This is a genomic window from Cohaesibacter haloalkalitolerans (genome assembly GCF_003574655.1).
Taxonomy (GTDB): Bacteria; Pseudomonadota; Alphaproteobacteria; order Rhizobiales; family Cohaesibacteraceae; genus Cohaesibacter; species Cohaesibacter haloalkalitolerans.
In genome coordinates this window covers 1-24229 of sequence record NZ_QNUM01000009.1, presented here as the reverse complement: position 1 = coordinate 24229, position 24229 = coordinate 1, and the positions used below count along the sequence as shown (strand labels likewise).

The window sequence follows — 24229 nt, the reverse complement described above, 5'->3', positions numbered from 1 at the left end:
GATGGCAGTCGGAAAACCAAAGCGCAAAGTGGCCGGTTATCCGCCACCTCTGGTGCTCGTCATGCTCTATGCGTCGCTGATCCTTGTCGGCACCTTCGGCCTGAAACTACCGATTGCAACAACAGCTCCCATTAGCTGGTCTGATGCCATGTTTACCGCGACTTCGGCGGTAACCGTAACAGGCCTTGCGGTTGTCGATACCGGGCAGGGGTTCACCTTCTTTGGTCAGGCCCTTATCTGCCTCCTGATCCAGCTTGGCGGATTGGGGCTGATGACCTTCGCGGTTCTGATCCTTTCCATGCTCGGAATCCCCATTGGTTTTACCAATCGTCTCTATCTGCGTGAGGATCTCAACCAGACCTCGGCAACCGATCTTCTGGCCTTGACCAAGACAATCCTGCGCGTCGTTCTGCTGTGCGAAATAATTGGCGCGGCCATTCTGGCGATTGTCTTCGTTCCTGAGTTCGGTGTTTACCTCGGCCTCTGGAGTGCGGTTTTCCATGCGGTGTCGGCCTTCAACAATGCTGGGTTTTCGCTCTATGCGGACAGCCTCAGCCACTGGGTCGGCAATCCGCTGATCAACATCACGGTGCCTTTCCTTTTCATTCTTGGCGGATTGGGATTCACCGTCATCGCCGATATCTGGCGCCTTCGGTCGTGGCAGAAATACTCCCTGCACAGCAAACTAATGCTGATTGGAACGGCACTTTTGCTCTTTCTATCCTTTGCCGCCTTTGCGGTACTGGAATGGAACAATCCTGCAACTCTGGGCGGGCTCGACTGGTCCGCCAAACTCTGGGCCAGCTGGTTTCAGGGGGCAACCACCCGAACCGCAGGCTTCAACACCGTGGACATGGCCGGGCTGACCGATGCCAGCAGCCTGATGTTCATGATCCTGATGGTCATCGGCTCGGGCAGTACCTCAACGGGCGGAGGCATCAAGGTCACCACCTTCATCGTCCTCGTTCTGGCGACCCTTGCCTTTTTCAAACGTCAGACCACGATTGATGTCTTTGGCCGCAGGGTCGGGCCAGAGCAGATCGTCAAGGTCCTCGCTCTGGTCATGGTCTCCCTGTCGATCATCCTCACGGGCCTGTTCACCATGCTGATCTTTCACGAGGGCCGCTTCCTCGACGTCACTTTCGAAACCCTGTCAGCCTTCGGCACCGTCGGCCTCTCGCGAGGCACCACCGCCGATTTTGACAGTATCGGGCGCCTCATCATCATGATCATCATGTTCATCGGGCGCGTTGGCCCCTTGACGATTGGCTTCCTTCTCGCCGCGCAGAGACCAAAACGGATTTCCTACCCTGCTGGCAGGATCTATCTTGGATAGCAATGAGGTCGGGTGGGGAAGATCAGGATTTAACACACATAGTGCGTCAGATCATCACCTGATTGCTTTCGACATAATGATCCAGAAAGCCGAACATCGGCCGGGTCTTGCCGAATTTCGGCGTATCGAGCCCCAGACGCTTATGCATGATGCTGTCGATGTCATCCGCATTGAACGGCTTTTTGAGAAACCCTGTGATGCCCACGAAGGCCGCGGAGCGTTCGAGATGGTCGGTGTCACTCGTTGACATCATGTAGATGCCAATGCGATCGGATACGCTACGGATCACGCCCGCCAGCTCGATGCCATCGACATCCGGCATATGGAAGTCCGTCAAAACAATGTGCGGACGTTCGGCGACAATCACCTTGATTGCTTCCTTGGCACTGTCCGCCTCGCAGATTTCGAAGGAAAAGCGGCTTTTATTCAAAATTTTGCGGGTCAGTTTTCGCATGGTCGCTGAGTCATCGACAATCAGGATGCGATATGTCTCCGTCATCACGATATAGGTCATGAAGACATCCGCCGCGTCCTGCGCCTTGAACGGCTTCTTCATGAAATGATAGGCACCATACTCCTTGAGTACCGCTTCGGCCTGCTGGTCCATCTGCCCCGAAACAGCAATCGTCAGACAGTCCTTTGATATCGTGTCCGGCAACTCGGAGACCAACTGCGGCCCTGTCAGGCCCGGCATGTTGATATCAATGAAGGCGACATCGATTTTCTGCGTCTTGAAGACGCCAAGCGCCGCAGCCCCATCCGCCACATAGGTCACATCAAGATAGCGATGATCCTTGTAGACCTGAATGCCTCGCCGGATCACATCCCGCGTTACAGAGCTGTCATCAGCGACAAGCACTCGGAGCATTTTGTGAACAACGGTCTGTTCTGAAGATTTTCGACTGGCGATCATATCAATTGCTCTGCGTATACCGGGCGGAAAGAATATATTTGGTCATTTGAGTATTGGCGACACTGCGTCTCCCAAGGAGATAGAAAACAAAAATTACCATTTGATGATCAATTCTGTTTCAGATTATACAAAAGTCGTCCGCATATTCAGCATCGCACAAGGCTAGCTGCCGCCGGTTTACAGCAAGAGTTCCGTAAGCCATTGGTATATAATCAAAACCACGATCTTCCCCTAACGACAAAACAGGAAGGTCACACTGATGGAAATATTTTTCTTTTTTCCCGTTTCGTCGGCATCCTTTCCCTCAAACGGGAAAGGGGCGTTGCCGTGCCCGCATTTGGTCGCACCTTCAGGGTTCAAAAAAAGCCGACAAAGCGGGAGATTGCAAGCTACAGCGCAGTCGGAATGACAAAACTTTTCACACCAGTTTGCGTCGCAAGTCTGTGCATCACTGGCCAAATCCGCTAATAGGTTCGTATCAGACACTGCGGTATCATTGCGATACAGCATAAGCCCATGGAGAGACACCGATGTCAGATCTTGGCCCATTCCCTTTGGATCCCCAGAGTCCTCCCGGCTACCCGCGTCAGAACGCAACGCCCCCCGAAGTCGACTGGATCACATCGCTTAGTGATTCCATCGAAGCAGGCCTCAGCAGGCTGTGCTCGTCGCGGACGAAATCCTTCATCGCGCTCATGCTCTTCGCGCTCGTCTGCTTCCTGCCAGGGTTCAACTCCATTCCGCCTGTTGACCGGGACGAAGCCCGCTTCGCCCAGGCGTCCAAGCAGATGATGGAATCGGGCGACTATATTGACATCCGGTTTCAGGACGGCACCCGCTACAAGAAGCCGGTCGGCATCTATTGGCTGCAGGTAGCAAGCGCCAAGCTGACGGGGAAAGGCGTTGATGCTCCGATCTGGGCCTACCGCATTCCGTCTCTCGCGGGCGCGCTTCTGAGCGTCGGGTTGACCTTCCTCATCGGCATGCGCATGGGCTCCGTTCGTAGCGGCATGCTGGCAGGGTTGGGCATGGCCGCCGCTATCCTGCTTGGGGTCGAGGCCCGTCTCGCCAAGACTGACGCCATGCTTCTGGCCACCATATTGGCCGTGCAATGGCTCATCTGGGAGCTTTATGACCTGCGCAGCGGCCTCAGCAAACCCAAGGGCGCCCTGTTGTGGATTGCGCTCGGCGTTGGCGTGCTTATCAAGGGGCCCATCATTCTCATGGTCAGCAGCCTGACGCTGATTGTTCTGGCCATTCGTGAGCGCTCCATTGGCTGGCTCAAAGGCAACGGCTGGAAATATGGCGTTCCACTGTTCATCCTCATTACCGTGCCATGGTTTATCGCCATTGGCATCAAGACCGACTGGGGCTTCTTCTTCGATTCCGTCGGCAAGGACATGATGGCCAAGGTCGCCACGGGCAAGGAATCCCATGGTGCTCCTCCGGGCACCTATCTGGCCGCCAGCATCGGCACCTTCTGGCCGATCTCTGTCTTCTTCATACTCTCGGTGGTCTGGATCTGGAAGCAGCGCAAGCAGAAGACGGTGTTTTTCGCTCTGGCATGGATCATCCCGAGCTGGATCATTTTCGAAATCGTGCCAACCAAATTGCCCCATTATGTCCTTCCCGCCATGCCCGCACTGGCAATCCTCATGGCCGAAGCTCTCGAAGCCAGAGCCACGAGTTGGGCAAGCCTTTGGGGCAAGATCGTAGCTCTGTTGATCCCGATTGTCGCCGTGGTCATGGGGCTGGGTGCCCCCATCGGTCTGATCTTCCTTGAGGGCACCATCAATCCGGCCGCCTTCGGCCTCGGTCTGGTCGCTTCGGGTCTTGGGCTGCTCAGTTATGCCGTGTTGACCCGTGGACGCGTCATGGCGGCGTTTGTTCTGGCCTGCCTCGTTGCGCCGATCCTCTATCTCTCCCTGCATGGAACCATTTTCCCGGAACTGCGTTCTGTCTGGATATCAAACCAGTTGCAGGAAGCCGCCTGGAAGGTCAAACCCTGTGAGAGCTCCGAGATTGCCAGCGCCGGATACAGCGAGCCAAGCCTTGTGTTCCTGACCGGAACAGACACCGTCCTCACAGACGGCAAGGGGGCTGCAAGCTTTCTGCTGGAAGCCGGATGCCGCCTCGCCATTGTTGAAAAGCGACAGCAACAGGCATTCCTTGATGGGCTCGGCGACAGCCGTGAGAAAATTGAAGAGGCCACTACCGTCGAAGGCTACAAGCTGAACGGTGGCAAATGGCAGACCTTCGGGCTTTATCGCTACAAGATGTAGCATCCGGCGATAAGCGGACGAGGAGACAGAACACTGCTGGATCAGATCAAGATGGCCTGCCACAGGGCAGGGGAACGCTATACCGCGTTCAGGAACCTACGTGCGCAGCGGGCTTTTCAATACCGGTCCTACAAGGCGGTGCCGCAAGCAGCCGGTCCGGACTGGCTGCTGATCCTTGTTGTCGCCTGTAGCCTGATGGCGCTTGGCTTCCTGTTCGTGGATGAATCTGCCGCGCAGTGGAAGGCATCATTACCCAAAGAGACCCTTGATCTTTTCCGTACCATTACACGGCTTGGCAAATCGGAGAACTATCTGGTTCCCTCCGGCATCATCGTGCTCGGTCTGGCCTTTGCGCCTTGGGAACGGCTGACCCTTTCCGCCAAGGCGGCTCTATTTCAGGTGCAGATGATGGGCCTATTCGTCTTTGTAGCCGTTGCGGGCGCTGGGCTATCCAACAACGTGATCAAGATCGCCATTGGCCGGGCACGCCCGCGCTATTTCGAGGAGTTCGGCGCACATTATTTCAATTCCCCCGGATGGGCCTCCGGCTTCCAGAGTTTCCCGTCGGGGCATTCCACAACGGCAGGCGCAATGGCCATAGCCTTGACGCTGCTGTTCCCGCGCTTCAAGTGGCTCTGGGTAGCCATCGGCTTCTGGATTGCCTTTTCGCGGGTGGTGGTCGGTGCGCATTATCCGTCCGACATTGTGGCCGGATTCCTCTATGGCGCTGCCTTTACCTGGCTGCTGGCAAAATACTGCACAAACCGCCGCCTGTTGTTCCGTGTTCGCGAGGGATTCATCAGATTGCCCAAAACTGGCGGACTTTCGCTTTCCCGAGTGATGAAAGCCCTTCACATGCTGATCCAAAAAGCCTAAAGAGTGAGCAACTCGGCCCTTTCCGTCGCTTATTCGCGTCCAAGGCCACGACATCATCATTCTGTCGCATTCCAAAGGCTATTGAACGCACCGGTCTGCCGCATGAAATGATGCCAGACCAATTGAAACCATGCTCAGCGTCAGGAATGCGCCATGCTATCCACCTTGCCCCCGTTGCACCATGCCCTTGAAGTCAGCGTGGTTATCCCTTGCAAGAACGAAAAAGACAATCTGGCCTTCCTGATCGATGAAGTCGGCACAGCACTTGTTGGCCGCAGCTTCGAATTGATCGTCGTCGATGACGGATCCGATGACGGCACGGACCTGTTCCTCAAGCAAGCTGCGACAACCAGACCATGGTTGCGCCATATCCGGCATGAAAAATCCTGCGGCCAGTCCAACGCCGTGCGCACCGGTCTGCTGTTCGCCAAGGGCGAGTTCATCGCAACGCTGGACGGCGACGGCCAGAACGACCCGGCCTTCTTCCCCCAGATGATCGACGCCTTGAAGGCAGGCGGACCGTCCTGCGCCCTTGCCGCCGGTCAGCGAACCAAGCGGACCGATGGTTTCGTCAAGAAATATGGCTCCCGCCTCGCCAACAAGATCCGCCAGTCGATGCTCAAGGACAACACCCGGGATTCCGGCTGTGGGCTGAAAGTCATCCGCCGGCAGGTCTTCCTCAACCTGCCGTTCTTTGAAGCCTGGCACCGTTTTCTGCCGGCTCTGGTGGTGCGTGAGGGGCTTCAGGTTGTTCATATCGACGTCCTTGACCGCGGTCGCAGCCACGGCACCTCCAAATATGGCATTTTCGATCGCCTCTGGGTCGGCATCATCGACCTTTTCGGCGTTCTCTGGCTGCGCAAGCGCCGCAAGAAAATCCCGATCATCTCCGAGATCGACCTCGGCGGCACCACAGAACCACGATAACGACCCAAGATAACGCCCCAAGATAACGCCCCAAGATAACGACCCAAGATAACTCCGGCCCTCAATTGCCGATTGGAAAGACCAACATATGCACTCGTCACTCTGGAATGATATTCAATCCTGGCTCAATACCGTTTTTGTTGCGCAGTGGGATGTCTGGCTGGTGCTTGGCTTTGTCGCGCAAGCCATGTTCACCATGCGCTTTGTAGTCCAGTGGATTGCCAGTGAACGCGCAGGCAAATCCATCATGCCCGTTGCCTTCTGGTTCTTCTCAATCGGCGGCGGTGCCTTATTGTTCATCTATGCCCTGAAACGCGCTGATCCTGTGTTTATCGTCGGGCAGGGGGCTGGCCTGCTGATCTATGTGCGTAACGTCTGGCTGATCATCAAGGAGCACAAGGCCGACAAGCTCATGGAAAATACACCGGTCGAGTAGGATTTGCTTACAGTCGCAGCAATTGAAAAGACGGGCGCACGGCCCGTCTTTTCGTTTCAATTGATATCAATAAGGAAGAGCCGGCTATCGGGGCGTCACAAGGGCTGCAAAGCCCTTTTCCAGATCGGCCTTCAGGTCGTCAGCATCCTCAAGACCGATATGCAGCCGCAACAGCCGTCCCGGTTCGTCCCATGTCGTTGCCGTTCTGTAGCCGCGTGGATCTACATAAGTGACAAGGCTTTCGAAGCCGCCCCAGGAATAGCCAAGCCCGAACAGCTCCAGCGCATCGATAAAGGCAAAGGCCTGTTTCTGGCTGCAGTCCCTGAGCACAAAGCCAAGCAGCCCGCAAGCTCCGGTGAAGTCCCGTTTCCAGATCGCATGGCCGGGATCACTCTCCAGCGCCGGATAGAGAACACGATCCACCTCAGGACGGGCCTGTAACCATTTGGCCAACGCCATGGCGCTTGCCTGATGCTGTTTGAGGCGCACAGACATGGTTCTCAGGCCACGCAGCGCCAGATAGACATCATCCGGCCCGACATGATAGCCCATCGCCCCATGGACCTCATAAAGCCGGGACCAGGCGCGTTCATTGGCCGAGATCGTTCCCAGCATGACATCCGAATGCCCGACGATATATTTTGTTCCAGCCTGAATGGTGATGTCGATCCCGTGGCCCATGCTGTCAAAGAACAAAGGCGTTGCCCATGTGTTGTCGAGCAGCACAAGAATATCCCGCGCGTGAGCAGCTTCAACGATCGCCGGAATGTCCTGCATCTCGAAAGTCTGCGAGCCCGGGGATTCAGTGAATATTGCACTGGTGTTCGGCCGAAGAAGTTCATTTATTTCGCCTCCGATCCGAGGGTCATAGTATTCTACGTCCACGCCCATAGGCGTCAGCACCTGCGCCGCAAAATTCCGGGTTGGCTCGTAGACACTGTCCGTAATCAGAACATGGTCGCCACTTTTGCAGGCAGAGAGCAGGGCAAGAGAGCAGGCGGCCAAGCCGGAAGGAGTCAAAACAGTCCCCGCAGCTCCCTCAAGATCGGTCAATGCATCACAAAGCGCATTTGTTGTTGGCGTTCCGCGCCGCCCGTAGGAATACTTAGCCTTGCCACTATAAAGATGATCTGTAGACTCGAACAGCACAGTGGATGCATGAATCACGGGGGGATTGACAAAACAAGCATGGTCTTCGGTAGGACGACCAGTGGTGATTAATCGTGTATCAGTGTGATAATTTTTTGTGCAGTTTTTCTTCTTTTGCATTTTCCAAAGGCTCTCCAGACTTGGATGTTAGCTTTAGTATTCAGCATTATCATCTGAATAAAACGAGAACAAGAACAAAATATTTCAGTTTTACAGCCATCTTGCACAATTTTCGTGCGAAATCTAAAGAATTGAGCCTAACGCTGCATTTTGCCTCTTGACCCAAGTCCAATAATTTTCTTCGATAACGACTGTCAGACGTCGGTTTTCAGACGTTCGACCAACTATAAAACAACTGGCAGGGGCAATGACTGTTTTTGACAACCCATTGCCGACTGAATTTTATCGAGACAATCGTATTCTTATTTGGGCAACAAACGAAGGCTGCAAAATGAAGAAAGTTCTTATTTCCGTACTTATGGGTTCCGCAATGGCTGTCGGCGCATCTGCTGCTAGCGCTGCGACCCTTGACGATGTGAAAGCCAAAGGCGCTGTTCAGTGCGGTGTGAGCCAGGGTCTGCCCGGCTTCTCCAACCCTGACGATCAGGGCAACTGGACCGGCATCGACGTTGACGTCTGCCGCGCTGTTGCTGCTGCTGTATTCGGCGATGCAAAAGCTGTGAAATACACCCCGCTGTCTGCCAAGGAGCGTTTCACCGCCCTGCAGTCCAGTGAAATCGACCTGCTGTCCCGTAACACCACCTGGACCATGACCCGCGACACTTCGCTGGGCCTGAACTTCGCTGGTGTGAACTATTATGACGGCCAGGGCTTCATGGTTCGCAAGTCCCTCGGCATCACCTCCGCTCTGGAACTGGATGGCGCATCAGTCTGCACCAACACCGGCACCACCACCGAGCTGAACGTTACCGACTACTTCCGTTCCCACAACATGCAGCTCGAACTGGTTCAGTTCGAAAAGTCTGACGAAGTTGTGCAGGCCTACGATAGCGGCCGTTGCGACGTCTACACCACTGACGCATCCGGCCTCTATGCACAGCGCCTGAAGCTCACCAACCCTGATGAACATGTCGTTCTTCCGGAAATCATCTCCAAAGAGCCTCTTGGCCCGGTTGTCCGTCAGGGCGATGACCAGTGGTTCAACATTGTGAAATGGTCTCTGTTCGCCATGATCAACGCTGAAGAACTCGGTGTTTCCTCTGCAAACGTTGACGAAATGAAAGAGTCCACCAACCCGGCCGTTCGTCGTCTGCTCGGCCTCGAAGGTGCCTTCGGTGAAGCTCTTGGCATTCCGAATGACTGGGCTTACCAGATCGTCAAGCAGGTTGGTAACTACGCTGAAATCTTCGACAACAACGTAGGACCGGACACCCCGCTGAAAATTTCTCGCGGTGTCAACGCCCTGTGGTCCAATGGTGGCTTCCAGTACGCACCACCTATCCGCTAATAGGCAATAAAGATCCCCGGCAGGACAAATCCGTCCGCCGGGGTTTTTTGTAAGCGACATCTAAAGAATAACAAAATCTAAACTCTCACCGTTTTGATGTCGCACTCGATAGACTGACTGAAAACAAAGTCAGTGTCACACGAGGATAATATGGCTGCTAAACCTCACCATTCCACCGGGCAAACCTCGACCAAGGGATCTATATTCAATGATCCCAAGGTCAGGGGCATAATCTATCAGCTTGTGTTGGTCGCCGGGCTCGTCTATTTCTTCTGGAGCATCGTCCAGAACGCGGCACACAACCTTGAAAAGCAAAATATTGCGTCTGGCTTCGGTTTCATTGAAAACACGGCCGGGTTCCTTCCAAACCAGACCCTCATCAGCCTTTCGGCCACCTCCACCTATGGACAGGCCCTGCTGGCAGGCTTGCTGAACACATTGCTTGTTGCCGTCATCGGCATCATTCTAGCCACCATCGTCGGCTTTGTCATGGGCGTTGCCCGGTTGTCCAACAACTGGGTCGTCTCGAAGCTCGCGACCATGTATATCGAGATCGTGCGCAACATTCCGTTGTTGCTGCAGTTGTTCTTCTGGTATTTCGCGGTTTTGCGCAACCTGCCCAATCCCAAGGACTCTAGCAATCTGTTCGGTGTCTTTCACCTCAACAACCGCGGCCTCTTCATGCCTCGACCCATTTTCGAGGCTGGTTCCGAAGCGATGCTTGTCGCTCTTGCCGTGGGCATTGTCGGCGCCATCGGCGTCAGCATCTGGGCCAGGAAGCGCCAGGTGAAAACAGGTCAGCGGTTCCCGGCATTCTGGACAGGTCTTGGCCTGATCATCCTGCTGCCCGTGTTGGCCTATTTCCTTTCCGGTAGACCGATCAGCTATGACTATGCCGAACTGAAGGGCTTCAACTACAAGGGCGGCATGAAGGTTATCCCCGAGTTCGTTGGTCTGACCCTTGCCCTGACCATCTATACCGGCGCCTTCATCGCCGAAATCGTGCGCGCAGGCATTCTGGCGGTCAACCATGGTCAGACCGAAGCGGCTCACGCGCTTGGCCTTCGCAATGGACCGACCCTGCGCCTCGTCATCATTCCACAGGCAATGCGCGTGATCATTCCGCCGCTCACCAGCCAGTATCTCAACCTGACGAAAAACTCGTCTCTGGCTGTTGCCATCGCCTATCCGGATATCGTGTCGGTGGGTGGTACGGTGCTCAACCAGACGGGGCAGGCCATTGAAGTCATTGCCGTCTGGATGATCGTTTACCTGAGCATCTCGCTCCTCACATCCATTCTGATGAACTGGTATAACCGGTCCATTGCCTTGGTTGAAAGGTAAGGAGAAAACCATGTCTGAACACTCTTTATCCTTCGTGCGCAAGGAAATGGTCGACCAGAGACCGGCTCCGGTTTCTTCTCAGGGACCTCTTTACTGGATGCATCATAACCTGCTGTCATCCGTTCCCAACGCGATGCTGACACTCCTGGGCATCTATATCATCTACCTGATCCTGAATGCCGTCATTCCGTTTGCGTTCATCCATGCGGTTTGGGAAGGGAAAGATCGGGAAGCCTGTGTTGTGACCGATGCGGCCGCTCATGGCGCCTGCTGGGCCTATGTGAAGGCCTATTTCCCGCAGTTCGTCTATGGCCGCTATCCGGTCGACGAGATCTGGCGTGTCAATATCGTCTTCATAGTTGGTGCTTTGGGCCTTATTCCAGCGCTCATTCCGAAGGTTCCGTTCAAGCGGGAAAACGTCCTCTTCATGCTGCTTGTCTTCCCGGTCATGACATTCATTCTGCTGACCGGCGGCAACCTGGCTTTCGAGGATCACATTATTGCCTTTGTCGTCATCTTCGCCGTCGTCATGGGGCTCGCTGCCCTCATCACATACGCGACACAAGGCAAGATGAAGCCGGTTCTGACAACCGTCGGAGCAATCGGCATCGGCATTGCCATCATCTATGCGATCATGTCCATCGACTTCGGCCTCCAGCCAGTCGAAACGGCAAACTGGGGCGGGTTCCTTGTAACTCTCGTCATCGCGATCACGGGTATTGTGGCCTCGCTGCCGCTCGGCATCATTCTGGCCCTTGGCCGTCGTTCCAAGATGCCGGTCGTTCGTCTTGTCTCGATCATCTTCATCGAGTTCTGGCGAGGCGTTCCGTTGATCACCGTGCTGTTCATGTCTTCGGTCGTGCTGCCGCTGTTCCTGCCGGAAGGCGTCAATTTCGACAAGCTGCTGCGCGCTCTGATTGGCGTTGCCCTTTTCTCCGCTGCCTATATGGCGGAAGTTGTTCGTGGTGGCTTGCAAGCCATCCCCAAAGGACAGTATGAAGGGGCCGACGCACTGGGACTGACCTTCTGGCAATCCACGGCACTGATCATCATGCCGCAAGCCTTGAAGCTCGTCATCCCTGGCATTGTGAATACCTTTATCGGGCTATTCAAGGACACCACGCTGGTCCTGATCATTGGTCTGTTTGATCTGTTGGGACAGGTTCAGTCGTCCTTTACGGATCCGACCTGGTCGACGCCAGTGACATCGCATACGGGTTACCTCTTCGCAGCCATGGTCTTCTGGATCTTCTGCTTCGGTATGTCCCGCTATTCAATTTTCATGGAAAACCGGCTGCACACCGGTCATAAACGATAAGCAGTCAGGAGTAATACTATGAGTGACAACGCAGTCGACGCAAAACCGAGCGAAGTCAAGAAAATGCACGTCTCCGAGACCGATGTCGCAATCGAAATCGACAAGATGAACAAGTGGTACGGTGATTTCCACGTTCTCAGAGACATCAACCTGAAGGTCATGCGCGGCGAACGTATCGTTATTGCCGGTCCGTCCGGTTCAGGCAAATCGACCATGATCCGCTGCATCAACCGTCTGGAAGAACATCAGGAAGGCAAGATCATCGTTGATGGCATCGAGCTGACCAACGACCTTAAAAAGATCGACGAGATCCGCAGGGAAGTGGGCATGGTGTTCCAGCACTTCAATCTTTTCCCGCATCTGACGATTCTGGAAAACCTGACGCTGGCGCCGGTCTGGGTTCGCAACATGCCCAAGAAGGAAGCCGAAGAAATTGCCATGCACTACCTGGAGCGCGTGAAGATTCCGGAGCAGGCCCTGAAATATCCCGGCCAGCTTTCCGGTGGTCAGCAACAGCGTGTGGCCATTGCCCGTTCGCTTTGCATGAACCCGCGCATTATGCTGTTCGATGAGCCAACCTCGGCCCTCGACCCGGAAATGATCAAGGAAGTGCTCGACGTCATGGTCTCGCTCGCCGAAGAAGGCATGACCATGCTTTGCGTGACCCACGAAATGGGCTTTGCGCGTCAGGTTGCCAACCGCGTGATCTTCATGGACGCAGGCCAGATTGTCGAGCAGAACGAGCCGGAAGAATTCTTCACCAATCCTCAGCACGAACGGACCAAGCTGTTCCTAAGCCAGATCCTTCACTAGGACATGTGATCGCAGTCAAAAAGAAAGAGCCCGGACAGATTGCCCGGGCTCTTTTTGTATTCAGGGTCAGACGAGGCTTTCAGCCTCTCACGACGGCGTTCGGTCCTAGAAGTGGTAGGACAGGCCGACCTTGGCTACAGCACCATCGACATCGGTCTTGGAGCTGGTGGCGCCGAAATTGTAATTCTTGTGGTTGGACCAGCGATAGCCAGCCTCAGCACGTACGGACACATTGTCGGCAACCATGGCTTCAACACCACCGGTGGCACCCACAAAGGTATGAACGTTGTCGTCAGACACATTGGTTGCACGATCGGTCAACTTGCCATCCTGGAAGCCAACACCGACAGCTGCATAAGGCATGAAGAAGCCCATGTCGTAGCCTGCACGAACGCGTGCCTCGGTGTCCCATCTGCTTTCAAAGCGGGTGGTAGCACTCTTGTTGTCAATGTCATTGTAGTTGACGGACAATTCCGGACCAAACACGAAATGGTCATAGGTGAAATTGTAACCGCCAAACGCACCGATGGATACGCCGTCACCGTCTACGGAGTTGGCGCCACCGTTCGTATCTGTGCCACTCCAGGTCCAGCCAGCAGCTGCACCGGCATAGGCACCAGCCCATGGTGTTCCCATGACTTCAGCAGGAGCCGGATCTGCATAGGCCGGCTCGGACTGAGGCAGGTCGGCAGCCATGCTGACGCCCGTTGCAGCCATCAAAACAATTGCACTCGATACAATAACTCTTTTCATTTTCATCACCGCTAGTTTGTTGTCATGTCTTTTGACTTATGCGACTGAACAACGTTTAGCAGCGAGTAGTGTTCCTATCGTGGTCGAAATAAGCCAATATTATGGCACCCCCTGATAGTGACAACTTTGCAACAGAATTGAGTGAATAAAGGGAAGAGGGGGACATCCCCCCACTTCAAAAGTTGCTCGAAAACCCGGTCTAGTCCCGTTCAATGACACTCTCTTGCCGTGACGCCCATTCGGTCCAGGAGCCGTCATAGAGGGCCAGTTTCTTCTGACCGATGGTATCAAGCGCCAGATAAAGAATGGCAGCCGTCGCCCCGGACCCGCATGACGTGATGATCGGCTTGGACAGATCAACCCCGGCCTCGACAAAGCGTGCCTTGAGCGCACCAGCATCCTTCAGCCGCCCGTTTTCGTCGATCAAGCCTCCGAACGGTACGTTGCGGGAGCCCGGCATGCGCCCGGATGACAGATGTGGCCGTGGCTCGGGTGCAATTCCGCGCCAACGTTCTTCGGACCGCGCGTCAACAATCTCCACGCCATCGTCGCGAATCGCCTTCAGCATGTCCTCAAAGTTCTTGACGGCGCTATGGTCGAGCTGTGCATGGAAATGCCCCGGAGCTCGCTTGGCGAGCACATCGGTCACCGGCTTCTTTTCAGCTTTCCATTTGGGCAACCCACCATCGAGAATGAAGACATCCTTGACACCCATGACACGGAAAGTCCACCACAATCGCGGTGCAGAACTCAGCCCGAGCCCGTCATAGACAACGATGGTTTGTCCATCGCTGATTCCCATCTGCGAGACTGCATCGCTGAACATCTGGGCACTTGGCAACATGTGAGGCAAGTCGGTCGACAGGTCTGCAACTTCGTCGATATCGAAGAACATGGCTCCGGGAATGTGGGCACGCGCAAATTCTGCCTTTGGGTCACGTTCAAGTTGCGGCAAGTACCAGGACCCATCCAGAACAACCACGTCCGGGCTGTCGAGGTGCTCTTCCAGCCAGTCCGTATCCACCAGCCATTTTGTGCGTTCAGCCATTATATTCTCCACGTCTGAAACAGTTGCTGCGAGGCTAGAAGCGGGAACCACGTCATGCAAGGTGGTTCCCATATTTTGTCCCAACAATGCACACCAAGCGGGGAGCCGAGCTGTTTCAGGTCTCCGACGAAACGCCACTGGCAACAAAAAAGGCCAGCGTCAAGCTGGCCTCTCTTTTGTCTTCAGGACTGATCCGGTTGGATCAATTAGTCTTTTTTGGAAATCTGAGAAAATGCTTCCATGGCATGGGCAGCATACATCAGAGCCGGGCCGCCGCCCATATAGATGGCGCAACCGAGGGTCTCTTCCAGTTCTTCCTTGGTCACGCCAAGACGAACCAGAGCAGCCGTGTGGAATGCCATGCAGGGTTCACAGCGCAGGGCAACGGCAATTGCCAGCGTGATCAGCTCTTTGGTTTTCTCGTCAAGAGCGCCATTCTTGGTTGCGCCGCCAGCCATGGCATAAAAGCCAGAGATGGTGTCCGGCTGGTCCTTTTTCAGAACTGCAACCTGGGAAGAAACGTCTTTCATCATTTGTTTGTAATCGGAAGCCATTGCGAACCTCATTTTGGAAACTGTGAACCATGATGGTCGACTAATGTATTACGCGCTCGCCGTCCTTATTTCAATAGTTTCAAACATACATAGCTATAAAAAATTGGAATTTTAGCTACCTGTTTAAAACCCATTGGCTCCTCAGGCCGGAAGCGTCGGTGACAATCTGCGTTCCGCAGACTGCACCATCTTAGTATATTGCGGTTCGCCTGCAATAGGACATCGGTCACCATGTCTTGAACTGGCAGAACCGCAATTATGAGACGCAAGGCCGACCGTGTTCTCGCGTCCCAAAACGCAAACAGGCGAGAAAGGCAGAGACTAGTCGGCGAACCTGATTCGAATCCGACGATTCTGTTTTCCCTTGTTCTCGATCTTGGCAACGACAACAGCGCCGATTTCCGAGGTTTTGCGCACATGGCTACCGCCACAAGGCTGCAAGTCCACATCACCAATCGCCACAAGCCGCACCTTGCCCGACCCTCTGGGCGGCTGGACGGACATGGTCTTGACCAGATCCGGCTGTGCATCAAGCTCCTCATCGGTAATCCAGCGGGTGGAAACCTCATGATCCTGTTCAATCAGGCCCATGAGTGTCTCCGTCAGTGATTCCTTGGTGAAATCAGGGTCCGGCAACATGAAGTCCAGACGGGCATCCTTGTCGCTGACCTGACCGCCAGTGACCGGGAAGGGGACCGCAACAGACAAAAGATGAAGCGCCGTATGGAAGCGCATATGCTTGTAGCGTGTCTCCCAGTCGATCTGACATGTGATAGAGTCCCCAACTTTCACCTGAAGGGCTTGATCAGCCGCAGGAATATGAAGGATTTCCCCTCCGTCCGTGCCCTTCACAGTTGTCTGAATCTGGAGCGTTTCCCCGCCAGCCAATGTCAACACACCAGAGTCGCCAGGTTGTCCACCGCCAGTGGGATAAAAAACAGTACGGTCAAGAATGATGGCGCCATCGTCCAGTACCCCGGTGACCGTCGCTTCACAACTGGTCAGGTAGGAATCATGGCGAAACAGATCTTCAGTCACGATCAAGCCTCTGAAAATTGATTGGATAACTCTGCTGAACAGCAGAATGCACACTCTGGCACGTAGAGCCCTGACGAACAAGGCCAAACCCTGCGCTATAGAGCCACAAGCTGATGAGCGGCGATGCTGGGGCAGAGAAGAATTGGATGGCTGAAAAGACAGGGACCGCGCGGGGCCTAAAAAAAGCGCGCTCTCTCACGCTTGGGGGACGGAAGAGAGCGCGTCACCAGCTCACAAGGGAGGATGGTCGCTGGAGGAGATGTGTCCGAGGATCAGAACGCCTGACGGTAGATGGCTTCGATATCAGCCACAGAGAGATCAACCGGGTTCCAGTCGAGCAGGCGTCGGATATCGTGCGCCTCCTGAGCCATGGAAGCCAGATCCTCTTCAGGAACACCGTAGGCGCGCAGCCTCATGTCGAGCCCGAGCGACTCGCAGAATGCCTTTGCTCCGGCAAGAACCTCTTCAACCGTCGACCCCGAGAAGCCCAAAGCGGCACAGATCTTGGCGGTCTTTTCAGGTGCCGCCGGCGTGTTGGCTGCCAGCGTGTGCGGAAAAATCAGCGCATTGGCGATGCCGTGAGCTAGATGGTAGCGCGTGCCCAGCGGGTAGGAAATGGCATGGCCAGACGTCGTGTTGACCGGTCCGAGGCAAACGCCGCCATAGAAAGCAGCCAGCGCCAGCCCCGTACGGGCTTCGGCGTCGGATCCGTCTTCGACGGCACGCTTGAGATATTTGCCAACCAGCTCAATACCTTGCAGAGCATAGCTATCGATGATCGGATGAGAACGTTTGGACGTGAAAGCCTCAACGCAGTGCGCCATGGCATCAACACCGGTGGCAGCGGTCACCTTGCCAGGCACCGTCATCGTCATGCTAGGATCAACAATCGCAAGATCTGCCAGCATATGAACGCTTTCCGTTGCCACCTTGCTGTTGGTTTCGGGGTTGGTCACCAGAGCACGGGTACCGACTTCAGATCCTGTACCAGCTGTGGTCGGGATCTGCACAAGGCCAACCTTGCGGGGCAGGGCGCGATGCGGGCCGGAGATATCCTTGAATTCCACATCCTGCCAGACGAGCACTGCAACTAGTTTGGCAAGGTCCATGGCAGAGCCGCCACCAAAGCCGATCACCACGTCACATCCGGCAGCAGCTTCAACCGCCTTCTGTAGGTTGGCGATGTCCGGTTCAGGCACAACATCGCCAAAACAGTTGACATTTTTCAGCCCCAGCATGTCCAGGCGCGCGACATTGACGGCATCGGCAACAACGAAGGGAGCCTTGTATCCCTTCTTTTCAACCCAGTCAGCCAGCGACCGGATGGTCCCTTCACCGAACCTGATAACAGACGGAAACTGCATTTCCAATGGAGACGTAAGGGATAGCATTAATCATTCCTCCCGACGTGGCGCTTCAACACACATGTTTTTTGACAACACGCAGCACTTGACAATTTTTGATCAAGGCGCGCAGCTATTTTTCCAAAGATCGACCTTAAATTGCGCTCAATTCAGATATTTGTCAATCTTGTATTGACATGTAAAATAGAATTGGACGTCGCACGATCCGGTTTCCACAAATTTGACCGGATTTTCGAATTTTAATTTTAATACAGTAATTTCAGTAGGTTAATTCCATGAAAACACAGATTTCCGCCCAATCAGAAACGACAGCCGCATTTATGGTTTCTTGGACTAATCGCTAATTGCCACAATTATGTTGACAAATTGTCAGATTGGAAGCATCTTGTAACCCAAGGTCCGAGAAGACCTTTGGGGGTCCTTTCTGATCTACCCCCATTTGGAGGAATACATGACGACTGTATCGGAACGTAAAAGCGATATGTGGATCGGCGGTGGTTTGCTGATCTTTTGCGCCATCTCAGCCTGGCTTACCCTTAGCATCAAACAGGGCATGATCAATTCGGTCGCTGGCCCGTCAATGGTCCCGTGGATCATGATTGGCGGCACCGCGATCCTCGCTCTGATGATGATTTTCAGGGCAAAAGCAGCTGAACAGGGCAAGGAAGAAAAGACGATTTCCATGCCCGATGTTCGCACATTGGTCATCATGTTGGCTTTTGTGCTTCTGCTGATCGCCTATGCACTGGCATTCTATCCAATAGGCTACATACCAGCCACGCTCGTGACCTTTTTCGTCGGTCTCTGGTTGCTTGGAGAAAGACGCTGGCTCGTCTTTGTCCTGTTCCCGGCGATCATGACTTGCGCCGTCTATTTCGGCTTTACAGAACTTCTGTCGGTCTGGCTCCCATAAGTATAGTCACACCGTTCATTCTCGGGAGGATAACGAATGAAAAAATCCCTGCTAACCCTTTCTGTTGCAGTCGCAGCCGTCATGGCCGCTGGCACAGTCTCCGCCGCAGACTTCCCTGCACGTCCAATTCAGGTCGTTGTGCCTTACTCCGCCGGTGGATCGACCGACCTTTCCCTGCGCGTCTTTGCTGACACCTTTGAAAAGAACTTCGAAGGCAAGCAGATGGTCATCCGCAACCAGCCAGGTGGTGGCGGCGGCATCGGCACATCCGCTGTGGCACATGGTCGTCCGGACGGCTACACGATTGGTGCAGCTGCCCAGGGCCCGATCGCCATCAAACCGCACATCGGCGGCACCGACTACGGCGTGGAAGACTTCAACTATGTTGGTTTGTTCGCTCGTTCCCTTCAGCTGCTTGTTGCTTGTAAAGACGCACCGTTCAATGATTATGATTCCTTCATTGAATATGCCAAAGCCAACAAGCCTCAGGTCGGCAACTCCGGTGCTGGTGGTGCCAACCAGATTTCTGCTGAAGCATTTGCAGAAGCCGCAGGCATCAAGATCGAATCCATTCCGTTCGAAGGTTCTTCCAAGGCTCGCACAGCCTGCATCGGCGGCCACATCCATGCAATGGTTGCCTCTCCGGCAGAAGCCAAGGCAGCAGCCGATTCTGGCCAGATGGTTCCGATCTTTGTGATGGAAGACAAACGCATCGATCTGTTCCCGGACACCCCGACTGCCGTGGAAAAAGGCGTGGACTTCACCTGGTCGTCCTGGAAGGGCATCGTGGCTCCGAAGACCGTTCAGGGTGAAACCCTCGAATACCTGCGCGCTGCCGTCCAGAAGATTGCAACCGACCCGGCCTTCATCAAGAAAATGACCGACATGGGCGAATTCGTGACCTATGAAGATGCCGCAACCTTCGAAGCTCGCGTCAAAAAGGACAGCGAAGTCTCCAAGAAGGTTCTTGAAGACCTCGGCATGCTGGGCATGAACAAGTAAGCCAAACGCTTCCCCGCAGACTATTGCTGGAGCGCGCCCCGTGCGCTCCAGTCCTCAACGAACAAAATGTCACGTCTGAAGACGAAGACTTCAGCAGATTTGCCTGAAAGTTGACCATGGACACGCTCTCCTATCTCGCACCTCTTTTTCACGTCGACGTACTCTGGACTATCGCCATGGGCACGCTTGGCGGGCTGGTAATCGGCGCCCTGCCTGGCTTGACCGCAACGATGGGCGTCGCTCTGCTCATCCCGCTCACCTTCAGTATGACCCCGGTCATGGGCCTCAACATGCTGATCGGCATCTATATCGGCGGCATTTATGGTGGCTGTGTCTCTTCCATTCTGCTTAGAACACCCGGCACTCCGGCCTCTGCCGCAACGGTTCTGGACGGCTACCCACTGGCCCAGAAAGGGCAGGCGGGCAAGGCGCTCGGCATGGCAACAATCGCTTCAACGATTGGCGGCCTCATTGCAGCCGTGGTGCTTGCAACGCTCGCGCCCCAGTTGGCTAGTGTTGCCCTTGAGTTCGGCGCACCTGAGTATTTTGCCCTTGCCCTGTTTGGCCTGACGATCATTGCCTCTTTGTCGGGAGACATCCTGAAGGGTGCCATTTCCGGTCTTCTCGGCATTCTGATCTCCTGTGTCGGTGCCGACCCGATCTCCGGTGTCATGCGCTACACCTTCGGCATCAACGGCTTCGCATCCGGCTTTGCCTTTACGCCAGCCCTGATCGGCCTGTTCGCCCTTTCCGAAGTCTTCACCCAGCTCGAACGCCTGACCGTCAAGGATGACAACATCATCGCCCACGTCTCCGGTCGCTGGCCAACTTTACAGGAAATGAAGGAAAGCACCTCGGCACTGATCCGCGGCTCCATCATCGGCACCTTCATCGGTATCGTCCCCGGCACCGGCTCCGGCACCGCCTCCTGGATTTCCTATAACGAAGCCCGCCGCACCTCCAAGACTCCGGAAAAATTCGGCACTGGCTACATCCCGGGCGTTGCAGCAACCGAAAGCGCCAACAACGCGGTGTGTGCTGCGGCTCTCATCCCGCTGCTGGCCCTCGGTGTTCCCGGTGACGTCGTGACCGCCGTTCTCATGGGCGGCCTGATGATCCAGGGTCTTGCTCCCGGACCGATGCTTTTTCAGACCAACCCTGACGTGGTTGTCGGTATCTTCGGCGGCACCTTCATCGCGACCATCTTCATGTTCATCTTCGGCATGGCCCTCATTCCGCTCTTCTCGAAGATCCTGAAGGTTCCACGCAGAATGCTGACCATTTCAATCGTGATCTTCTGCTTCATCGGCTCCTTCTCCATCAACCTCAACCAGGTCGATCTGTTGACCATGGTAGGATTTGGTGTGCTGGGCTGGGGCATGCAGAAATACGGTTTCTCACAGGCAGCTCTGTGTATCGCTCTTATCCTTGGCCCAATGATGGAATCCAACTTGCGCCGCGGTCTTCTTCAGACTGGCGACAATGTCATCGAGTTCGTTTCCGGACCAATCACCCTTCTGTTCATTGGCCTGACAATCCTTTCTCTCGCCTGGCCATTCATTTCGCAGGCACGCCTGAAATCCAAGCGGACCGCAAACCCAACGGAGTAAACCATGACCAAAGAGGCATATGTTGCACTCGTCACTTGTTTCAACGAAGACGAGACACTGAACTACGAAGCAACCCGCGCCCAGGTACGTCGCCAGATTGCAGCCGGCAACAACATCCTGTGTGCAGGGACGAACGGCGACTTTTCGGCTCTGACCTTTGATGAAAAAGTCCGTCTGACGGAAGAAGTTGTTTCCGAAGTCAATGGTCGCTGCAAGGTCATCGTCAATGCTGGCATGCCGGCAACCTTTGAAACCAAGCTGCTAGCCAAAGAATTTGACCGCATTGGCGTTGATGGCATCGCCGTGATCACTCCGTTCTTCATTGCCTGCACCCAGGACGGCCTGGAGCGCCATTATCTGACGATTGCGGACGCTGTGAATACGCCAATCTATCTCTATGACATTCCGGCCCGCACCCAGAACCACATCGAACCGGAAACCGCCCGCAAGCTGTCCGCTCATCCGAACATTGCCGGTATCAAGGACTCTGGTGGCGCTCAGGAAACCCTGGAAGCCTACATGAAGATCGGCAACGAAGTCGAAGGCTTCGACGTCTATTCCGGTCCGGACCATCTGGTTCACTGGGCACTGAAGAATGGCGCAGCAGGCTGCATCTCCGGTCTTGGCAACGTCATGCCTGAAGTTCTGGCCACCATCGTTTCCTGCTTCAACGCCGGTGACGAAGCCGGTGCTGCTGCCGCTCAGGAAATCTATGGCAACTTCCGCAAGGACCTCTATGGCCTCGGCTTCCCTCCTGCCATGGTCAAGCGCGCCCTCTGGGTCATGGACCATTCCGTTGGAGCCTCCCGTCAGCCGGCTCTTCTGCCAGATCCGGAACAGGACAAACTGGTTGAAGCCCTTCTCAAGAAATACGAGCTGATCAAGTAATGGTAAAGGTAATCACCACGTCACCCGGCTTTGGCAAGCACGGCCGGGTGCCCGACGAAATCGCAGCGCACGGATGGGATCTCGTGCGTTGTGATGACACCTCCAAGCCGGATGGTGGCGTTTCCGCCGAGATCGCAGACGCAGACATTCTTGTCGTCGGTCTGGTTCCCGTTACCGCTGAAACGCTGGTCGGCGCTAACAATCTCAAGGCCGTCATCAAACACGGGGTAGGGGTCGACAATATCGACATTCCAGCCTGCACAGCCAAGAATATTCCGGTCTGCAACACCCCGGCGGCCAACGCGGACGCCGTTGCCGAACTGGCCATGGGTTTCATGTATGCCATGGCTCGTTTCATCCCGCAGGGTCATGTCTGTGTGACGGGCGGCAAATGGGAACGGCGCGTCGGCACCCAGCTTGGCGGCAAGACCCTCGGCATCGTCGGTCTTGGCAACATCGGCAAGCGCCTTGCCAAACTGGCGATCGGCGTCGGCATGAAGGTCGTTGCAACCGACCCCTACGCGGACATGGTCTTTGCTTCGGAAAACAGCATCGAGATCCTGTCTCTGGAAGACCTGCTGGGCAAGGCAGACTATGTCTCCCTGCACATCTTCGGCGGCAAGGACAATGCGGCCCTGATCAACACCGACACCATCGCCAAGATGAAGCCAGGCGCCAAGCTGATCAACCTAGCCCGCGGTGAAGTGGTCGATCTGGATGCCATCTCGGCAGCTCTCGAAAGCGGACAGCTGGGCGGCGTCGCCATCGATGCCTATGTAACCGAGCCACCGGAAACTTCTCATCCGGTGTTCAGCCACCCCAATGCGATCTTTACCCCGCATTCCGGCGCTGACACCAAGGAAGCGGTTGAGAATGTTGGCCTGATGGTTGTCGAAGACATTGCGACGATTCTGGATGGTGGCATGCCAAAACGGTGTCTTAACGCCGATAAGCTGAAATAGATGAACTAAAACAGGTGAGGGCTGACAAGCCCTCCATTTCTATTCCAAGGAGAGAGACATGTCCAACAGCCTGGTAGTCATCACCATGGGCGATCCTTCCGGCGTCGGCCCGGAAGTCATTGTAAAAGCCATGGCAGCGCTTTCTGCTGAAGAGAGGGCCCAATATGCGGTGATCGGCGACATGGATACGCTTGAGCGGGCAAAGGTTGTCTGCAAGGTGGATCTGCCCCTGCATGCCTATGGGGAAAAGGGAGCAGAAGGCTCTCTGGCCGTCATCCACGTGCCGATTGAAGGCCTGCCGGGTGAATTCGGCGTTCTGTCACCGGCCTGTGGCGAAGCATCCTTCCAGTATATCAAGAAGGCTGTCGACATGGTGTCTGCGGATGAAGCCGCCTGCATCGTGACGGCGCCAATCAACAAGGCTGCCCTCAATGCCGCCGGCCATCACTATGACGGTCACACCGGCATGCTGGCGCACCTGACCGGCTCCAAGAGTTCGTTCATGCTGCTGGCGTCCGAGACCCTCAACGTATTGCATATCTCCACACACGTGTCCCTGAAGACGGCCATCGAGCGCTCCACGCCACAGCGTGTCCTCGACACCATTCGCATGGGTTACAGACACTTCAAGCGGATGGGCTATGACAATCCACGCATCGCCGTTGCAGGGATCAACCCGCATTGCGGCGAAGGTGGCCTGTTTGGCGATGAAGATGATGTGCACACCTTGCCGGGGATCGAAATGGCACAGAAAGAAGGCATCAATGTTGTCGGCCCGGTTCCTGCCGATACCGCCTACTACCGTGCCCACAAGGGTGCTTTTGATCTGGTGATCGCCCAGTATCATGATCAGGGCCACATCCCGATCAAGATGATCGCCTTCGATTCTGCCGTCAACGTATCTCTCGGCCTGCCGATCGACCGCTGCTCTGTCGACCACGGCACCGCCTTTGATATCGCCGGCACAGGACAGGCAAATCACGTCAACATGCTCAGCACGCTTGACTACGCAGCCAAACTTGCTGCAACCCGCGATAAACGATAGCGCACACTATCTCTCCTGAAATATCCGAATCCACCTTCAAGGGAGCCCGAGGGCTCCCTTTTTTTGTATCTACACTAAACCTCCACCTACGGTGGAGGACTGGACAAGTTCTACAATATCGGTAAGAGACCTCCTCACTTGAACCATTGGCGTGGTTTGAAGATCAAATGAGGAGGTTTTTATGGACGAA

Annotated in this window: 22 protein-coding genes; 15 read left to right on the top strand and 7 right to left on the bottom strand. The window is 55.1% G+C overall.

Annotation, left to right across the window (positions count from 1 at the left end; all coding sequences use genetic code 11):
- Position 1 precedes the first annotated feature (1 nt).
- On the top strand, positions 2 to 1336 hold the full coding sequence (locus tag DSL70_RS19290) for a TrkH family potassium uptake protein (protein ID WP_205563380.1): 1335 nt from the start codon (positions 2 to 4) through the stop codon (positions 1334 to 1336).
- 46 nt (positions 1337 to 1382) lie between these two features.
- Here the strand turns inward: DSL70_RS19290 and DSL70_RS19285 are convergent, their stop codons facing one another.
- Positions 1383 to 2204 (bottom strand): response regulator, encoded by an 822-nt coding sequence (locus DSL70_RS19285; RefSeq protein WP_119309724.1) that lies wholly within the window; start codon positions 2202 to 2204, stop codon positions 1383 to 1385.
- A gap of 575 nt (positions 2205 to 2779) precedes the next feature.
- Here DSL70_RS19285 and DSL70_RS19280 point away from each other — a divergent pair.
- From DSL70_RS19280 to DSL70_RS19265, 4 genes are all read left to right on the top strand, one after another.
- Positions 2780 to 4531 (top strand): ArnT family glycosyltransferase, encoded by a 1752-nt coding sequence (locus tag DSL70_RS19280; protein WP_119309617.1) that lies wholly within the window; start codon positions 2780 to 2782, stop codon positions 4529 to 4531.
- A 51-nt stretch (positions 4532 to 4582) separates the two neighbouring features.
- Entirely contained in the window at positions 4583 to 5407 is an 825-nt protein-coding gene (locus tag DSL70_RS19275) for a phosphatase PAP2 family protein (RefSeq protein WP_119309616.1), read from the top strand.
- Positions 5408 to 5560: 153 nt separating this feature from the next.
- A complete protein-coding gene (locus DSL70_RS19270) occupies positions 5561 to 6334 on the top strand; it encodes a glycosyltransferase family 2 protein (RefSeq protein ID WP_119309615.1) in 774 nt (257 codons plus the stop codon).
- A gap of 88 nt (positions 6335 to 6422) precedes the next feature.
- On the top strand, positions 6423 to 6770 hold the full coding sequence (locus DSL70_RS19265) for a lipid-A-disaccharide synthase N-terminal domain-containing protein (RefSeq protein WP_119309614.1): 348 nt from the start codon (positions 6423 to 6425) through the stop codon (positions 6768 to 6770).
- An 84-nt stretch (positions 6771 to 6854) separates the two neighbouring features.
- On the opposite strand, the gene metC is transcribed toward DSL70_RS19265, so the two are convergent.
- Entirely contained in the window at positions 6855 to 8039 is a 1185-nt protein-coding gene (gene metC, locus DSL70_RS19260) for a cystathionine beta-lyase (RefSeq protein ID WP_119309613.1), read from the bottom strand.
- Positions 8040 to 8370: 331 nt separating this feature from the next.
- Between metC and DSL70_RS19255 the strand changes: the two genes are divergently transcribed.
- From DSL70_RS19255 to DSL70_RS19240, 4 genes are all read left to right on the top strand, one after another.
- Positions 8371 to 9387, top strand: a complete 1017-nt coding sequence (locus tag DSL70_RS19255) for an amino acid ABC transporter substrate-binding protein (protein ID WP_119309612.1) — start codon at positions 8371 to 8373, stop codon at positions 9385 to 9387.
- 150 nt (positions 9388 to 9537) lie between these two features.
- Complete coding sequence (locus DSL70_RS19250; protein WP_119309611.1) at positions 9538 to 10731, top strand: amino acid ABC transporter permease; 1194 nt, start codon at positions 9538 to 9540, stop codon at positions 10729 to 10731.
- A 10-nt stretch (positions 10732 to 10741) separates the two neighbouring features.
- Positions 10742 to 12049 carry an amino acid ABC transporter permease gene (locus DSL70_RS19245; protein WP_119309610.1) on the top strand — a complete coding sequence of 436 codons (1308 nt, stop codon included), beginning with the start codon at positions 10742 to 10744 and terminating at the stop codon, positions 12047 to 12049.
- Between the two features lie 18 nt (positions 12050 to 12067).
- Positions 12068 to 12862: an amino acid ABC transporter ATP-binding protein gene (locus tag DSL70_RS19240; RefSeq protein WP_119309609.1), complete on the top strand. Its 795-nt coding sequence runs from the start codon at positions 12068 to 12070 to the stop codon at positions 12860 to 12862.
- Positions 12863 to 12967: 105 nt separating this feature from the next.
- On the opposite strand, the gene DSL70_RS19235 is transcribed toward DSL70_RS19240, so the two are convergent.
- From DSL70_RS19235 to DSL70_RS19215, 5 genes are all read right to left on the bottom strand, one after another.
- A complete protein-coding gene (locus DSL70_RS19235) occupies positions 12968 to 13615 on the bottom strand; it encodes an outer membrane protein (RefSeq protein ID WP_162916916.1) in 648 nt (215 codons plus the stop codon).
- Positions 13616 to 13814: 199 nt separating this feature from the next.
- Complete coding sequence (gene sseA / locus DSL70_RS19230; RefSeq protein ID WP_119309607.1) at positions 13815 to 14663, bottom strand: 3-mercaptopyruvate sulfurtransferase; 849 nt, start codon at positions 14661 to 14663, stop codon at positions 13815 to 13817.
- Positions 14664 to 14869: 206 nt separating this feature from the next.
- The gene (locus DSL70_RS19225) at positions 14870 to 15217 is read right to left on the bottom strand and encodes a carboxymuconolactone decarboxylase family protein (protein ID WP_119309606.1); all 348 of its coding nucleotides are present in this window, start codon (positions 15215 to 15217) and stop codon (positions 14870 to 14872) included.
- 321 nt (positions 15218 to 15538) lie between these two features.
- Entirely contained in the window at positions 15539 to 16255 is a 717-nt protein-coding gene (locus DSL70_RS19220; RefSeq protein ID WP_119309723.1) for an alanyl-tRNA editing protein, read from the bottom strand.
- Between the two features lie 272 nt (positions 16256 to 16527).
- On the bottom strand, positions 16528 to 17646 hold the full coding sequence (locus tag DSL70_RS19215; protein WP_119309605.1) for an iron-containing alcohol dehydrogenase family protein: 1119 nt from the start codon (positions 17644 to 17646) through the stop codon (positions 16528 to 16530).
- 424 nt (positions 17647 to 18070) lie between these two features.
- Here DSL70_RS19215 and DSL70_RS19210 point away from each other — a divergent pair, with 424 nt between their 5' ends.
- The 6 genes from DSL70_RS19210 (at position 18071) to pdxA (ending at position 24039) form a co-directional block, all read left to right on the top strand.
- Positions 18071 to 18532 (top strand): tripartite tricarboxylate transporter TctB family protein, encoded by a 462-nt coding sequence (locus DSL70_RS19210; RefSeq protein ID WP_119309604.1) that lies wholly within the window; start codon positions 18071 to 18073, stop codon positions 18530 to 18532.
- Positions 18533 to 18568: 36 nt separating this feature from the next.
- The gene (locus tag DSL70_RS19205; RefSeq protein WP_119309603.1) at positions 18569 to 19534 is read left to right on the top strand and encodes a Bug family tripartite tricarboxylate transporter substrate binding protein; all 966 of its coding nucleotides are present in this window, start codon (positions 18569 to 18571) and stop codon (positions 19532 to 19534) included.
- Positions 19535 to 19650: 116 nt separating this feature from the next.
- Positions 19651 to 21144: a tripartite tricarboxylate transporter permease gene (locus DSL70_RS19200; RefSeq protein ID WP_119309602.1), complete on the top strand. Its 1494-nt coding sequence runs from the start codon at positions 19651 to 19653 to the stop codon at positions 21142 to 21144.
- Between the two features lie 3 nt (positions 21145 to 21147).
- Complete coding sequence (locus tag DSL70_RS19195) at positions 21148 to 22032, top strand: dihydrodipicolinate synthase family protein (protein WP_119309601.1); 885 nt, start codon at positions 21148 to 21150, stop codon at positions 22030 to 22032.
- Complete coding sequence (locus tag DSL70_RS19190; RefSeq protein WP_119309600.1) at positions 22032 to 22994, top strand: phosphoglycerate dehydrogenase; 963 nt, start codon at positions 22032 to 22034, stop codon at positions 22992 to 22994. Before DSL70_RS19195 ends, DSL70_RS19190 begins: the two co-directional genes overlap by 1 nt.
- Positions 22995 to 23052: 58 nt before the next feature.
- Entirely contained in the window at positions 23053 to 24039 is a 987-nt protein-coding gene (pdxA, locus tag DSL70_RS19185; RefSeq protein ID WP_119309599.1) for a 4-hydroxythreonine-4-phosphate dehydrogenase PdxA, read from the top strand.
- Positions 24040 to 24229 lie beyond the last annotated feature (190 nt).